We start from the raw sequence: 14,691 nt of genomic DNA on the forward strand, positions 1-14,691 counted from the left end.
TCGTCCAGCCGCGGCCGCCCCAGCACGGGCCGAGGCAGCAACGGCTGCACGAGTTCCCACTCAGCGTCCGACAGTTCATGGCGACGTATCACCCGACCATGATCCACAACGCAAGATCACTTTGACGACAGACCCTAGGGCGGCGCTGCGGGGAGCCGGACCGTGGCGACGAGGCCGCCGGCCGGGCGCGGGGCGAGGGCGAGGGTGCCGTCGTGGGCGCGGACGATGCTGTGCACGATGGCCAGACCGAGGCCGACGCCGGCGTGCTCGTCGGTGCGTACCCGGTCCGTTCCGCGCCGGAAGGGCTCGGTGAGGGTCGGCACCAGGTCCTCGGGGAGCACACGGCCCGTGTTCTCGACGCGCAGCACGCTCGTGCCGCCGTCCGCCTGCGTGTGGACGGTCACGGTGCCGCCGGCGGGGAGGTTGTGGACCACGGCGTTCTGGACGAGGTTCGTCGTCATCCGCAGCAGCAGTTCCGCGGAGCCGCTGGTCCGGGCCGCGCCGCCGGTCACGTCGAGGGTGATCCGGTGCTGCTCCGCGAGGGGGAGCAGCGTCTCGGCGGCTTCCTCGGCGACCAGGGAGAGGTCGACGCTCTCCCGGGTGAAGTTCCCGCGGTCACCGCGGGAGAGCAGCAGGAGGGCCTCGGTCAGGTCGATCGCCCGAGTGTTCACCGCGTACAGACGCTCGATCAGCTCGCCGCGGTCCTGCCCGGGGTCCTTGCGGGCGACGTCGAGGAGCGTCCGCGAGATCGCCAGCGGGGTGCGCAGTTCGTGGGAGGCGTTCGCGGCGAACCGCTGCTGCTCGGCGACGTGGGACTCCAGCTGTTCGAGCATCGAGTCGAAGGCGTCGGAGAGTTCGCGGAACTCGTCCTGGCGGCCCTCCATGCGGATCCGGTGGGACAGAGAGCCCCGCCCGGCCGTCCGCGCCGCATCCGTGATCAGCGTGAGGGGCCTGAGCATCCGGCCGGCGAGGATCCATCCGCCCGCGAGGCCGAACACGAGCAGGAAGGCCATCGCCGCGGCCGCGGCGGGGGCGAAGGTGCGCACCAGGAGGTAGCGGTTGGGTGAGATCCCGAGAAGGCCCTGCGAGTTGTCCGGTACGTAGCGCAGCAGGAACCACCACACCACGGCGAGCAGGAGAGCGCCGGCGACGAGGAGGAACCCGGCGTAGCTGAGGGCGAGCTTCAGCCGGGCGCTGAGCCCCCGGCGCCTACGCATGCGTGCTGCCGCCAGCCGTGGTGTCCGTACCGGTCTCGATGCGGTAGCCGACTCCGGGTACCGTCGCGATGACCCACGGTTCGCCGAGCCGCTTGCGCAGCGCGGACACGGTGATGCGTACGGCGTTGGTGAGCGGGTCGACGTTCTCGTCCCAGGCCCGTTCCAGCAGCTCTTCCGCGCTGACGACCCCGCCCTCGGCGGCCACCAGGACTTCCAGTACCGCGAACTGCTTGCGGGTGAGCGCGACGTAGCGTCCGTCGCGGAACACCTCCCGGCGGAAGGGATCGACCCGCAGGCCCGCGATCTCGCGGACCGGGGGCCGGGCGTACGCGCGCCTGCGGTCGAGCGCACGCAGCCGCAGGACCAGCTCGCGCAGCTCGAACGGTTTCGTCAGGTAGTCGTCGGCTCCCAGCCCGAAGCCGGACGCCTTGTCGTCGATCCGGTCGGCAGCGGTCAGCATGAGGATCGGGATACCGCGGCCGGAGGCGACGATGCGACGGGCGACCTCGTCGCCGGAGGGGCCGGGGATGTCCCGGTCGAGGACCGCGAGGTCGTAGGAGTGGACGCTGAGCAGTTCGAGGGCGGTGTCGCCGTCGCCGGCGATGTCGGCGGCGATCGCCTCCAGCCGCAGACCGTCACGGACTGCCTCGGCCAGGTAGGGCTCGTCCTCCACGATCAGTACGCGCATGCCGGAAGCCTAAGCGGCGCTCCATATCGCCGGCGTATGCTCAGCCCGACGACACCAGCGCGGGCCGCGGACCGTTCGACGGCGTCCGCCCCGCCGTCCGCCACCAGCGGCGCGACGCCGCCGCGGCCAGGGCGGCACCGGCGGCGTTGACCAGTACGTCGTCCACCGACGACACCCGGTCCAGCCACAGCACGTACTGCGCGCTCTCCACCAGCGCCGAGCAGCCCGCCCCGAGTGCCAGGATCCGCGGCACGGACGCCAGCGCCGCGAACCGCATCGGCGCGAAGAACCCCAGCGACGCGAAGACCAGCAGGTTGCCCACGATCCCGAGCGGCCCCATCGTGACCAGATCCCGCAGCGGTACGAGGCTCACCCGGCCCGGAACGACACCGGCCCCGGCGCCCGGCATCAGGATCATCCACACCCACGGCACCGTCCCGTGCACCATCCCCACCTCGGCCAGCGACAGCCGCCACGCCGAGGCGACGCCCGCGGCACGGCGACGGCGCGCCAGAACCCACGCCACCAGCCCCGCCGGCGGCAGCGTGACCAGCGTCATGAGCACCACACCGTTGAACGTGTCGTAGCAGCCGTGCCACCGCCCGGCCATGCACGTCGGCGCGGACATCATGAGCGGCTTCCGCAGGACGAAAGCGGCACCCGCCAAACCGAGGACCGCCAGGCCCAGGAGCAGGATCCCGCGCGTACGGCGGGGCGGTGGCGGCAGGGATGCGTCGTGGTTCATGCCCCCATTGGAAACGCACGGCCGTTGCGGTGGCGTATGGGGTTTTCGATACACCCGCGATACACGCGATGATGTCCGGATGCCCATGTCGCCTTCTGCTTCCTCCGCTTGCTCAGCTCCTGCCCCGACGGACCTGTGGATGCGCGGCGTCGCGGCCAACCGGGGAGCCCCCGCCGAGGTCCTGCTGCGACTCCTGGACCCGGCCGCCGGAGCGGCCCGGCAACTCCTCTGTGAGGAGCGCACCCTGCCCGACGAGGTCGTAGACGCGGTGGTCGCGCACCCGGAGGTGAAGGTCCGCCGGTCCTTGGCCCGCAACGCGCATGCCGCGCCCGCCCACCGCGGCCGTCTGGCCTCGGACCCCCACGTCATGGTCCGCGCGACCGTCGCCGGGGGACCCCGCCCGCGCCCTCGTCAGCAGCGACCACTGCCGGACGACGTCCTCGTGACCTTGCTGACCGCCGAGGACAGCGGCGAACCCGAGCTCCTCACTGTCAATGAGATCCTGCAGGAACTCATGTTCTCCAGGCAGGTGACTCCCTCCTTCCGGTACAGGATGCGCGGGCACGAGCACCCCACTGTGCGAGGCCTCGCAACGGACGTGTGGAGCGGGCTCACCGCCGAGGAGCAGGAGGCGTTGCTGAACGACCCCGATCCGGACGTCCGGGCATCCGCCGAGTACTGGGTCAGCGCGGCGGACCCGGCAGGCATGGGGGCGGTCTTCCCCGCCCCCGGCCACTACCGGTGGATGGTTCTCAACAACTACGCGCTGTCGGATGCCGTTCTCGAGGAGGCCCTGGCCGATCCGGAGTTCCGCTGGTCCGTCGCAGGCAACCCCTACACACCCCCGCACGCCGTCGCCCGGCTCGCCCGCGACGCCGACCCCGCGGTGCGCGAGCGGGTCGCCGCCCGGGCCGACCTCGATCCGGCGGTGTGGGAAGTGCTGGCGGAGGATCCCCACGAGCGGGTGCGCACCCGCGCCCGGGTGCAGCCGCTGCCCCGCACCACAGCGCAATGCTGGGCCGTGGATCACGAGATGGCGGAGGATCCCCGCGACTGGGAGTGCCTCTGCCCGATCCTGGAGCCGTGCACCGAGCCGTACACCGGGCCGGATCCGCAGTGGTACCGGGCCTGTGCCGAGTCCGAGGAAGTGGTGCTGCGCCTGGCGGCCGCGAAGTGTCCCACGCTGCCCGCCGATCTGGTGGCACGGCTGGCGGAGGACCCGGTCGAGGAGGTCCGGCACCGGCTGGCCTCGTGGCACCCGCTGGCTCCCGCCGAGACCGTCCTCGCGGCCTTCGTCGCCCGCCCCCGGCAACGTCCCCACCTGCTGATGCAGTCCAGGCTGCCGCGGACCGGCCTCTCCCACCTGCTCGACCACGAGGACCCGGAAGTACGGGCCCTGGCTGCCGCCGATCCGACGCTCGGGCGGCCACCCGTGGAACTGCTCACCGACCCGGACGACCGCGTCCGCCGGGCCGCCGCGGCCAACCCGCTCCTCACCGCGGACGTCCTGGAGGCGCTCCTCCACGACCCGGCGACGGCCGAGGGCGCCGCGGCCAACCCGGGCCTGCCGACCGCCCGCCTGCACGCCCTGCTGGACCTGGCGGACCTGCCCCGCTGACGGGCACCCCCGGACCGGTTCGGCCCGCGCCACCTCGCCGCCCGGTCTCGAACGGCGCGGGCCCGGGCAGGTCGTGTCAGCGGACCCGTCCGGAGAGCCAGGGCGTGAGGGCGACGCCGGGGACGCGTTCCTTGTAGGTCTCGTCGCCGGGAAGGGGGACGTAGAGGTGGTAGCCCGGTGGGAAGAACCTGCCTTTGACGAAGGCCAGTCCGCTGTAGACGGCCGTCAGGAACGGTGGGACGCAGTCGCGTGGGAGGTCCTGGAACTCCACCCCGTCCACTGTGATCTCCGCGTCGTCCTCGGGGAAGAGCCGAATGCCGACCGCCGGGCTGCCGCCCAGCTCCACGAACGCCTCATGGGGCAGGGACCCGTCGGGATCGGCGACGGAGAACAGTGGCGCGGAGCTCCTCCGCGACGTCCGGTCGGCGCCGATGTCCTCGGTGACGGCCATGGCCCGCTGGTACTGGGCCGCGACGGCTCTTATCGCGGCGACGGCCGACTCGGTGGTCGGCAGGTGGGGGTGATGCGTCATGATCCCGATCATGCCAACACCCGGCCCGGACGTGAACTGCCCCGCCGGTAGGGTTGGTTCGAGGAGATCTTGGATCAAGGGGGACCCATGGCGGCCGCGGACGCACCACCCATCGTCCTCGTGCACGGGACGCGGTTCAGCGCGGGGCAGTGGAGTCCGCAACTCGCCGCCCTCCAGCAGGACTTCCCGGTGACCGCAGTGGACCTGCCGGGCCACGGCTCCCGCTCCGCCCAGCCCTGGAGCCTCGGCGCGGCCTCGGAGGTCATCGCGGCCGCGGTGGGCTCCCTCGGCCGCGGACCAGCGCTGGTCGTCGGGCACTCCCTCGGCGGATACGCGGCGCTGGAGTTCGCGCGGTGCCGCCCGGAACTGCTGCGGGGGCTGGTCCTCGCGGGGGCCAGCGCCTCCACGACCGGTGCGTGGGCGCTCCCGTACCGGTGGGCCGCCGGGCTCGTCGGGCGCGTACCGGCGGACCGGCTGGCCCGGTGGAACGACCGCCTGCTGCGCCGGCTCTACCCTCCCGAGGTGGTCGGGGCGACCATCCGCGCGGGCTACGCCTTCCATACCCTGCCGGCTGCCTGGGGCGAGGTGCTGGGCCGCTTCGAGGCGTCCGCGATGCGCCACGTGGATGCGCCCGTGCTCATCCTGAACGGCGAGAAGGACACCGTCTTCCGTTCCGGCGAGCGGGAATTCGCCCGCGCGCACCCGGACGCCCGCATCGAACTGGTCCCACGGGCGAGGCACCTCGCGAACTTCGACGATCCAGAGGCGTTCACGGACGCCGTTCGCCGCTTCGCCCTGCAGCTCCCGGTGCGCGGCTGACCGCACGGGCTACGCCGGGCCGGGCCCGGCGACGCGTACGGTCTCCACCCACGACGGGGGAGCGGGCGGGTCCTCCCCGATGAGCGCGGCGATCAGGCGGCAGGACGGCGTCTCGTCCGGCCACGGCGTGTACCCGTCGGTCAGCACGACCACCATGTTCGGCCGGTCGGGCAGGGCCAGCGCCGCGCCGATGCCGACCCGCATGTCCGTGCCTCCGCCGCCGGCCAGGGTCACCTCCCCGGCACTGCGCACCCGCGTCACGGCGTGCACGTCGGCATCGCACGCCAGGACGGCGACGCGGTTGCCGCCGACGCCCACCTCCCGCAGCACGCCGGTGACTTCGGCGAGCGCGGCCGCGAGGTCGTCCGGGCCCATCGACCCCGAGGTGTCGACGACGACGGCCACCCGCGGCAGGGGCCTGCGCAGGCTGGGCAGCACCACCCGGCCGCCGAGCGCCGGGGTGCGGCGCGAGGGGCGGCGGTACGTGTAGTCGACCGCGCCGGCCGCCCAGGCGGCGGCCTCACGGACCGCTCCCGCCAGGGCCTGGCGCCAGTCGACGGTGGGTTCCAGGAGCTCCTCGGCCCAGCGGGCCCAGCCCGCGGGGATCCGCCCCCGGGTGCGCCGGTGGTCGCGTACGGCCTCGGCGGTCTGCCGGCGCAGCGCCTCCGCCTCCACCGGGCCGACCCGGGCGGGGCCGCCCTCTCCCAGCTCCCACGGCCCGGGGTTGCCGTGGGCGCCGGAGCCGCAGTCCGGCCCGTGGGGCGTCGGGGGAATCGCCGGCAGGTACGTCTCGAACAGGCCGCCCGTGGGCAGGCCGTAGAGCCGGGGCTCCATCCGGCCCTCGGGCAGCGCCAGCCCGTCGGCGAGCAGATCGTCGTTGATCTCGCAGTCCTGGGCGATGTTCACCCTGACGTGGTCGCGCTGGTCGGCGGCGGGCAGCCGCTCCGCCCGGCCGTGGTGGTCGCGCAGCAGGTGCGCCACCTCGTGGATCCACACCCCGGCCAGTTCGACGACTTCGGTCGCCTCGACGAAGGCGGGGGAGACGTAGCAGCGCCAGTGCCGGTCGACGCCCATGGTGCGCACCCCGGCCGAGGGGACCACGGTCAGGGCGTACAGCGCGGAGGCGAGGTACGGACGGGCCTCGGCCGCCTTGTAGCGGGCGGCCAGCAGCTTCGCACGGTCCAGGTGCGGGGCCGGGTCCGGGCGCACGGCGGACCGCCCGGACTCAGCTGCCGCCCGGCAGCGCGCCGGACAGCTGGAGCAGTTCCACGAAGGCGTCGATGCCGGCGGGCACCGGCCAGTCGAGGTCGCGCATGGCGGCGAGGTCGGCGGCGGCGCGGGCGGCGACATCGGGCACGCCCGCGTCCACTGCCTTGGCGAGGACCGCCCAGGCCGCCTCCCAGCGGGGGCGGGTGAGTTCGCTCTGCACGGCCGCGACCACGGCGATGAGGAAGGCCAGCTGCCGGTCGCCGCGCTCGGGCAGGGCGAAGGCGTCCGGGTCGGCCAGTACCCGGTCGGGGTCGGGCAGGTCGAGGTGTTCGAGGTACGAGAGCAGCTCGATCCCGGCGGCTTCGCCGACGGCGCCGGTGAGCGCGGCGGCCAGTGCCTCCCGGCCCGTGGAGGCCGCGGACCCCGTGGCCAGCAGCCGCAGGGCCATCTCCCAGGTACGGGGCGAGGGCCAGCCGCGGCCCCGCCCGGCGGCCTCGGCCGGCATGTGGTGGACCAGGCCCGGCCGGGCGGTGAGGAAGCCGGACACGGCACCGCGGGCACGGGCCACCGCCCCGGAAGCCCGGCCGGGGTCGACCGTGGGGATCGCCACCTCGGGCCAGGTGCCGGCCATGCCGCGGGCGACCGTGCGCGGGTTGTGCGTCCAGTCGAGGTGGACGAAGCGGTTGGCGAGCGGCGGGCTGAGGTGCCAGCCGTCCGCGGCGCTGGCCGGCGGATTGGCCGCGGCGACGATCCGTACCGCCGCGGGGAGTTCGAGGCTCCCGACGCGGCGCTCCAGGACCACGCGCAGCAGGGCCGCCTGCACGGCCGGCGGGGCGGAGGACAGCTCGTCGAAGAACAGCAGCCCGTGTCCGGTGCGGGCGAGGCGCACCGCCCAGTCCGGTGGGGCCATGGGGACGCCGGTGGTGGCCGGGTCGTCGCCGACGATGGGCAGTCCGGCGAAGTCGGAGGGCTCGTGGACGCTGGCGATGACGGTCTCCAGCGGGACGCCGAGCGCGGCGGCGAGCTGCCCCATGCCGGCGGACTTGCCGATGCCCGGCTCGCCCCACAGGAGAACGGGCTGATTGGCCGTCACGGCCAGTGCCAGTGCTTCCAGTTGGGGGTTGGTGGCGGGCTCGGTGCGGGTGGCGCTCAGCCGTGCGCCCAGGGCGTCGGCGGCGGCCAGGGCCCGGGCGGGCCGCACCTGCGCCGCATGCGCATCGGCCTTCATATGCGCACTCATACGCCGTCGTCCCCTTCTTCTTCTTCTTCGCTTTCTTCTTCCTCCCGGTACTCCATGTGCTCGTCGAACCAGTCGGCCCCGATGCCGGGGAACTCCTCGTCGACGCGGTTCCGGAGGAAGGCGAGGTCGGCGCGCTTGTAGCGGCGGATCTCCTGGGACAGCGACAGTTCCATCCCGTCGATGACGTCGATCCGGGCCCCGGCCGCCAGCAGGGCCCTCACCAGCTCCGCCGAACCGCCCCAGTGCACCGCCGACATCAGCGGCGTGCGCTCCGCCTCGTCCCGTGCCTCCAGGTCGAGTCCGGCCGCCAGCAGCCGCGGCAGCAGCACCTCGTGGTCGAGCAGGTGGAGCCCATGCAGCAGTCCCCGTCGGCGGGCGTCCCGGATCCGGGGGTCCACGCCGGCGTCCAGCAGCGACACCACACCAGGGGTGTCGCCGTGCTGGACGCGCAGGAAGAGCTCGTGCCGCTGGGCCCGGAGGCCGCGGGGCAGCCGGCCCTCGCCCGTGGTCCACATCTGCTGGACGGCGAAGCAGCCCGAGACCGCGCCCCCGAACGCCCGCATCGCGCGCTCCCGTTGCTGCTCCTCGGGAGTGTGCGGCACGTCCAGTACCCCGCCCCGCGAGCGCACCTCGTGCCACCCGCCGCGACAGCGCACCCGTACGGGGCCGCCCGCGTCGGGACCGGGTGGGCCCACCGCCGGGCCGGCTCCGGGGAACAGGGCGGCGGCCACCAGCGGGTGCAGCTCGCGCGGGGAGATCCGGCCGGTCCGCACCAGTTCGAGATCGGGGAGCCGCTGCCAGGCGTACCGGGGCAGGAGCGGGACGGTGGCCGCCTCGGCCGGTTCGATCACGCGGGCCCGGAGCGCGCCGGGACCGGAGGGTTCCAGCAGGAGGGAGCAGCGCCAGTTCAGCGGGATCCGGTACCGGTCGCCCGCCCCGGCCGCCACGAGCCGCACCGCCTCAGGTGCGAGCCGGGTGAGGTCGGCGGGCAGCTGCGCGAGCAGGGCCTCCGGGTCCGCCGGACGCTGGTACGACTGCGGAGTGGGGACGGTCAGGTCGCAGGTGATACCGGCGGCCGCGAAGGCGCCGACCGTGTCCCCGGCGGCCCGCAGCCGCGCGATCCGCTCGGCGAGGCCCTCCGGTTCGGCGAAGCGCGCGCCCAGCCCGGATGCGCGGCGGGCGTCCCAGAACGGCCGGATCGAGGTCCAGTCCTCCGGGACGAAACCGCGCCCCGTGTACGTGTTCCACTCGGCGGTGACGGGCGCGCAGTGCAGGCGCAGCCGTTGCGAGCCCTCGGTCAGGACGGGTGTGGTGACCGACAGGGCCGGCCCACCGGGGCCGCCGTAGGTGGCCAGTACGATCCGCAGGTCGGGGGTGATGGTGGTGCGGCCGCCCAGGAGCCGGGGCAGGTGCCAGCGCAGCAGGTCCGGGGCGAGGTGGCGCAGGTCCTCGGCCACGGCCTCGGCCACGGAGGCGCCGTAGCGGGCGCCGATGTCGGGCAGCTCGAAGCCGACGTCCACGGCGGCGGCCGCGCAGGCCGCCCGCCAGTCACCGGCCAGCCGGTGCCCGGTGGCCCGCGTGATCATCCAGCCGGGAACGGCGTAGCGGCGGATCCGCTGCCAGGCCGGGCCGTCCTCCGCCGTGAAGCCGCCGGTGAGTACTGCGTTCGCCAGGCTCACCGGTACACGCTGCCGATGGCCCGCACGTCGGGATGGGCGGCCCGGGCGGGGCGGAGCCGTTCGGTGAAGGAGCGCTTCACGCGGCGGGGGAGTCCGGGGCCGAGGCCCACGTACTCCAGCCGGCTGTCGTCGTGCACCGCCGCGAGCAGGCGCTTCGCACCCCGTCCGGTCAGGCCGGTGTGGCGCAGGTCCAGCCTGCGCAGAGGGCTGCCCGGGAGGGCGGCGGCCAGGGCGTACGCCCCTTCGTCGCCCGGGTGGTTGCCGGGAGCCCCGAGGCTGCGCTCGGACAGGGTCCGGCCCAGGTCGAGCGCTTCGATGCCGCCGAGGGAGGCGGCCAGCGCGCGTGCTCCGGCGGCGCCGATTCCGTTGCCGCCGAGCCCGAGGCGGACCGGGTGCGCGGATTCGGCCGCGGCCGCGGCGAGGGCCGCGACGCCCTCGTCCCCGAGGTGGTTGGCGGGGACGTACAGCTCGCGTACGCCGGCATCCCGGATCAGGGCCGCCAGCAGCGGGGCGGCGTGGGGGCCGAGGCCGTTGCCGCCGAGGAAGAGCCGTTCCAGGGGCTGTTCGCGCTCCAGCAGCGCGTCGAGCACGAGGCGTACGCCGTCGGCGCCGATCCCGGTGTTGACCAGGTCGAGGGTGCGCAGGGCGGTGTTGCGGCGCAGCAGCGCGGCCAGGATGCGGGCGCCGTCCTCGTGGAGCGGGTTCCGCTTGAGCCAGAGGGCGCGGACGGTGGGGTCGTCGGCGAGCGCACCGGCGAGGGAGGCCGCGCCGTCGGGGCCGATCCGGTTGCAGCCGAGGTAGAGGGTGTGCAGCCCGTGGCCGGCGGCGCCGAGGACCCCGGCCAGGGTGCGGGCGCCCGCGTCACCGATGGCGTTGGTGCCGAGGAGCAGGTGGGTGGCGTGCGCGGAGGCGGCGGCGGCCGGCAGCAGCCGGGCGGCCCCGGCCGGTCCGAGCCCCTGCTTGCAGAGGTCGACGCGGCCGTCGGCGCGCAGCGTGCCGAGCGGGAAGGTCTCGTCGGTCTCGACGGGCCGGTCCGCGGCGAGCCGGGCGAGCAGCGGGTCGAGGCCGGCCGGGTCGGCCGGTGGCAGGTCGGGGTGCTCGATCGCGGGGCACCGTACGGGTGTCGGCTGTGTCATCACCACTCCACCGGTTTCCTTCGCCGGTGCCCGGCGTCCATCACGACGTACTGCAGAGGTAGACGCAAGACCGGTCGGATTCGAACCGACGTCCTCCAGCTCGATGCGTGGGCGCGACGACCTCTGCGCTACGGCCTTGCTGCCGGCGATCATACCCACACGGCGGCCGAAAATCGATCACCAGTTTGGGCGGCCGGATGCCGCCGGACACCGCGGGTCGGTGCCGGACGCGGCCCGTCCCCGCATGCCGAACCGGACGCGTCAGCAATGGAGTTGAGCCAGTCCGCTCGGCTGCGGCCGGTGTGTCTGGTGGGGGTGGAGGTCGCTATGTAATGTCACATCGCATGATGCTCTTACGTCGTGCGGCATCGGCCGCAGCCCTCCTCGTCACCGTCCTCCCCCTCTCGGTCGCCTCACCCGCGCACGCCTCACACGCCGCCGACGGCGAGGCCGCCTGCCGGCCACCGGCGTCCGTACCGCTCGACGCCGAACAGTCACGGCTCGCGGACCCCCGCACCACCACCCTCGTCGAGCGCGCCGGCTTCGGGGACTTCGTCCGGCGATTCCCCGCCGCCCTGTGCACCACGCGCAGCCGTGCCGAGGCCGAACGGCTCCTCGACTCCTGGGGCCAGGCCCTCTGGCAGGCCTCCGTACGGCGGGCCCAGAGCCAGCGCCCCGGCGGCGACCTCGCCCCCGGGGACGACCGGCCGCTGTACTGGGCACGGCTCGGCATGACCGCCGCACTCGCCCGCTGGCAGCCGGAGTTCCCCGCGGACAAGCCGACGCTCCGCGCCCGCTTCGAGGACGCCTCCCGCGGCCTCACCGACAACGCCTTCCGCACGGCACCCGGCGTACGAAGGATCTTCATCAGCGGATTCGACCCCTTCGGGCTCGACGCGGAGATCCGCCGCGCCAACCCGTCCGGATCGGCCGCCCTCCAGCTCAACGGACGGCGGATCACCCTCGCCGACGGCACCCCGGCCGAGATCCGCGCCGTCGTCCTGCCCGTGCGGTACGCCGACTTCGACGCCGGAATGGTGGAGCGGGCGTTCGCCCCGCACCTGGCGGCCGGCCCCGCCTCGGCCGACATCATCACCACCGTCAGCCAGGGCTACCCCGGCATCTTCACCCTGGAGGACTGGGCCGGACGGGCGCGGTCCGCCGACCCGTACCCCGACAACGCGCGCGCCCTCTCCGGCGGCACCCGCGAACATCCGGTGACGGCCCCCGGCCTCGGCCCCGGCCCGGAGTTCATCCGCACCACCCTCCCCGCCGACGCGGTCACCGCCGCCGTACAGACCCCGTACCCGGTCCTCCTCAACAGCGACGTGACCGAGATCCCGGCGGGCGCCACGGCTCCCGTCGACCGGACCGACGGCCCGACGCCCGGCTCCCGCGCCGTCGCCGGCGGCGGGGGAGGCTACCTGTCCAACGAGGTCGCCTACCGCTCCAACCGGCTGCGCGCCGAACTCGCCCCGCACCTGCCCGGCGGCCACCTCCACACCCCGGTGCTCACCGGCCTGCCGGCCGACCCCCAGCTGCTGACGGGCCCCGAGTTCGAACGCAACGAGAGCGCCATCACCGCGGAGGTCCGCGCCGTCCTCGAACACGCCGCCGTACGACGGTAGTCGCCGCCGCGCCCGCCGCCCGACCGCGCCGTCTACGATGGCCCCGCCTGCGGTGCGTCACCCCTCCATGGGGCAGGATGGCAGCCCGTTCCGGATGCGTACACACGCCCGAACGCGGCTTACAGCACGACGAACTGACAGGTGACAAGGTGACGACACACCTCATACGACGGCCTGCGGCGTCAGCCGCCACACCCCCTGGCCGGCGCCGCGCAGCGGAGGGGGTCCGTTGAACCGGGATCTCGTCCTGCACGACTGGCTGGTCGCGGGTATCGCCCTGGCGGCGGGCGCCGCGGCCGGACTGCTGCTGCGCGCCCTCCTGCGGTGGCTGGGCCGGCACGCCGAGCGGACCCGCTGGCGCGGCGACGACATCATCGTCGACGCGCTGCGCACCATCGCCCCCGGCGCCGCGCTCATCGCGGGCGCCGCGGTGGCCGCCACGACCCTGCCGCTCACCGCGCGCGTCTCGGGGTTCGTGAACCAGTCCCTGACCGCGCTGCTCATCCTCATCGCCACGCTCAGCACGGCCCGGGTCGTCGCGGGCCTGGTCCAGTCGGTGGCGGGCACGCGTACGGGGGTGGCCGCCTCGGCGTCCATCTTCGTCAACATCACGCGCATCGTGGTCCTGGTGATGGGCGTCCTCGTCGCCCTGGAGACCCTCGGCGTATCCATCGCACCCCTGGTCACCGCCCTCGGTGTGGGCGGTCTGGCGGTGGCGCTGGCACTCCAGGACACCCTCGCCAACCTCTTCGCCGGCGTGCACATCCTTGCCTCGAAGACCGTGCAGCCCGGTGACTACATCCGGCTCACCAGCGGAGAGGAGGGTTATGTCGTCGACATCAACTGGCGCAACACCGTCGTGCGCAACCTGTCGAACAACCTGGTCATCATTCCCAACGGGCGTCTCGCGCGGACGAACATGACCAACTTCACCCAGCCGGAAGCACAGTTCTCGATCATGGTCCAGGTGGGGGTGGGCTACGAGAGCGACCTGGAGCACGTCGAGCGGGTGACCCTCGAGGTCGTCGACGGCGTGATGGCCGACATCAACGGCGCGGTCCCCGACCACGAAGGAGCCGTCCGCTTCCACACGTTCGCGGACTCCCGCATCAACTTCACGGTGATCCTGGGCGTCGGCGAGTTCAGCGACCAGTACCGGATCAAGCACGAGTTCATCAAGCGCCTGCACCAGCGCTTCCGTACGGAGGGCATCTCGATCCCGGCCCCGACCCACACGATCGCCCTCCAACGGGACGAAGACCTGACGCCGCTCCCGCACGCCGCCGTCCCCCACCAGCGCGTGTCCTCCCCGTCGAGCGCGACCGCGACCGCGACCCCGACGGAGCTGACGGACACCCGCAACTGATACGACCGGCACACCCCCCTGAAGCGGGCTCCGGCGGCCAGGAAACCGACCGCCGGAGTCCGCACCCCGTTCGCCGGCGGCCGATGCGGAGGGTTCACACCGGCGGACGGTCGGCGGGGGGCCGGGCCGGCCGGGGACGAGCGGCACGGAAGGCCGCTCCGGGCGGCGGAGAATCCGATTGCGGGGCAGGCGGAGCACGCGGCAGGGTACGTCGCGTGGCATCCCAGTACCAGATTCGCGCCGACTACGATGCCCGCACCATCGTGGTCTACCAGGCGTACAGTCCTGCCATCGCGGACGCTGCGCTGCGAGCGGGCCGCTTCGTCGCGCCGTTCTCGTTCCACAGGATGACGTGGATCAAGCCCTCGTTCCTGTGGCTCATGCACCGCAGCAACTGGGCCCGCAAACCCGGCCAGGAGCGCATTCTCGGGGTGCGGATCACCCGGCAGGGCTGGGAGGAAGCCCTGTCCCGGGCCGTGCCCACGACCGCAGACCCGGAGGCCGTGGCTCACGCAGCCGTCCACGTCCAGTGGGATCCGGAGCGCTCGCCCCGCGGAGCGGCGCTGAACCACTACAGCATCCAGGTCGGCATCGGCCGGCACCTGATCCGTACGTTCACCGACGACTGGATCGTCGGCCTCACCGATCTCACGCCTCAAGCCCGCAAGGCCGCCACCCTGATACAGACCGGGCATGCGGCCAAGGCCCGGAGACTTCTCCCCGCAGAGCGCCCCTACCCGTGGCCACGGGAAGCCCCGTGCCCCGACAGGGACCGCTGACACGCGGCCCGGGCAGCACCGTGGGGGTGATCAGG

13 protein-coding genes and 1 pseudogene are annotated in these 14,691 nt (G+C 73.9%); 5 read left to right on the forward strand and 9 right to left on the reverse strand.

The features are described from left to right. Positions 1–134 precede the first annotated feature (134 nt). Genes E6U81_RS30060 through E6U81_RS30070 form a run of 3 tightly spaced genes read right to left on the reverse strand, consistent with a single transcriptional unit; the run spans position 135 to position 2,650 of the window. Positions 135–1,217, reverse strand: coding sequence for a HAMP domain-containing sensor histidine kinase (locus E6U81_RS30060; protein WP_136233183.1), 1,083 nt, complete (start codon positions 1,215–1,217; stop codon positions 135–137). Beyond that, positions 1,210–1,905, reverse strand: a complete 696-nt coding sequence (locus tag E6U81_RS30065; protein ID WP_136233184.1) for a response regulator transcription factor — start codon at positions 1,903–1,905, stop codon at positions 1,210–1,212. Before E6U81_RS30065 ends, E6U81_RS30060 begins: the two co-directional genes overlap by 8 nt. A 40-nt stretch (positions 1,906–1,945) precedes the next feature. Next, the gene (locus E6U81_RS30070; protein WP_136233185.1) at positions 1,946–2,650 is read right to left on the reverse strand and encodes a VanZ family protein; all 705 of its coding nucleotides are present in this window, start codon (positions 2,648–2,650) and stop codon (positions 1,946–1,948) included. Between the two features lie 139 nt (positions 2,651–2,789). On the opposite strand from E6U81_RS30070, the gene E6U81_RS30075 reads away from it, so the two are divergent. After that, complete coding sequence (locus E6U81_RS30075; protein WP_240804095.1) at positions 2,790–4,268, forward strand: hypothetical protein; 1,479 nt, start codon at positions 2,790–2,792, stop codon at positions 4,266–4,268. A gap of 76 nt (positions 4,269–4,344) precedes the next feature. On the opposite strand, the gene E6U81_RS30080 is transcribed toward E6U81_RS30075, so the two are convergent. Further along, positions 4,345–4,800 (reverse strand): hypothetical protein, encoded by a 456-nt coding sequence (locus E6U81_RS30080; RefSeq protein WP_136233186.1) that lies wholly within the window; start codon positions 4,798–4,800, stop codon positions 4,345–4,347. Between the two features lie 87 nt (positions 4,801–4,887). Here E6U81_RS30080 and E6U81_RS30085 point away from each other — a divergent pair, with 87 nt between their 5' ends. After that, positions 4,888–5,619: an alpha/beta fold hydrolase gene (locus tag E6U81_RS30085; RefSeq protein ID WP_136233187.1), complete on the forward strand. Its 732-nt coding sequence runs from the start codon at positions 4,888–4,890 to the stop codon at positions 5,617–5,619. A gap of 9 nt (positions 5,620–5,628) precedes the next feature. On the opposite strand, the gene E6U81_RS30090 is transcribed toward E6U81_RS30085, so the two are convergent. From E6U81_RS30090 to E6U81_RS40100, 5 genes and pseudogenes are all read right to left on the reverse strand, one after another. Next, the gene (locus E6U81_RS30090; RefSeq protein ID WP_136233188.1) at positions 5,629–6,828 is read right to left on the reverse strand and encodes a VWA-like domain-containing protein; all 1,200 of its coding nucleotides are present in this window, start codon (positions 6,826–6,828) and stop codon (positions 5,629–5,631) included. Positions 6,829–6,844: 16 nt separating this feature from the next. Next, positions 6,845–8,068, reverse strand: a complete 1,224-nt coding sequence (locus E6U81_RS30095) for an AAA family ATPase (protein WP_240804096.1) — start codon at positions 8,066–8,068, stop codon at positions 6,845–6,847. After that, positions 8,065–9,747, reverse strand: coding sequence for an ankyrin repeat domain-containing protein (locus tag E6U81_RS30100; RefSeq protein WP_240804097.1), 1,683 nt, complete (start codon positions 9,745–9,747; stop codon positions 8,065–8,067). The genes E6U81_RS30095 and E6U81_RS30100 overlap by 4 nt, the downstream gene beginning before the upstream one ends. Then, on the reverse strand, positions 9,744–10,883 hold the full coding sequence (locus E6U81_RS30105; protein WP_136233189.1) for a gala protein: 1,140 nt from the start codon (positions 10,881–10,883) through the stop codon (positions 9,744–9,746). Before E6U81_RS30105 ends, E6U81_RS30100 begins: the two co-directional genes overlap by 4 nt. Before the next feature lie 65 nt (positions 10,884–10,948). Then, positions 10,949–11,021: pseudogene (locus E6U81_RS40100) on the reverse strand. A gap of 206 nt (positions 11,022–11,227) precedes the next feature. Between E6U81_RS40100 and E6U81_RS30110 the strand changes: the two are divergent. The 3 genes from E6U81_RS30110 (at position 11,228) to E6U81_RS30125 (ending at position 14,656) form a co-directional block, all read left to right on the forward strand. Beyond that, positions 11,228–12,511, forward strand: a complete 1,284-nt coding sequence (locus E6U81_RS30110) for a pyroglutamyl peptidase (RefSeq protein WP_136233190.1) — start codon at positions 11,228–11,230, stop codon at positions 12,509–12,511. Positions 12,512–12,740: 229 nt separating this feature from the next. Further along, complete coding sequence (locus E6U81_RS30115; protein WP_136233191.1) at positions 12,741–13,877, forward strand: mechanosensitive ion channel family protein; 1,137 nt, start codon at positions 12,741–12,743, stop codon at positions 13,875–13,877. A 215-nt stretch (positions 13,878–14,092) separates the two neighbouring features. Beyond that, a complete protein-coding gene (locus E6U81_RS30125; protein ID WP_136233192.1) occupies positions 14,093–14,656 on the forward strand; it encodes a DUF4291 domain-containing protein in 564 nt (187 codons plus the stop codon). Positions 14,657–14,691 lie beyond the last annotated feature (35 nt).

It is taken from the genome of Streptomyces sp. A0592, from assembly GCF_004795115.1.
Taxonomy (GTDB): domain Bacteria; phylum Actinomycetota; class Actinomycetes; order Streptomycetales; family Streptomycetaceae; genus Streptomyces; species Streptomyces erythrochromogenes.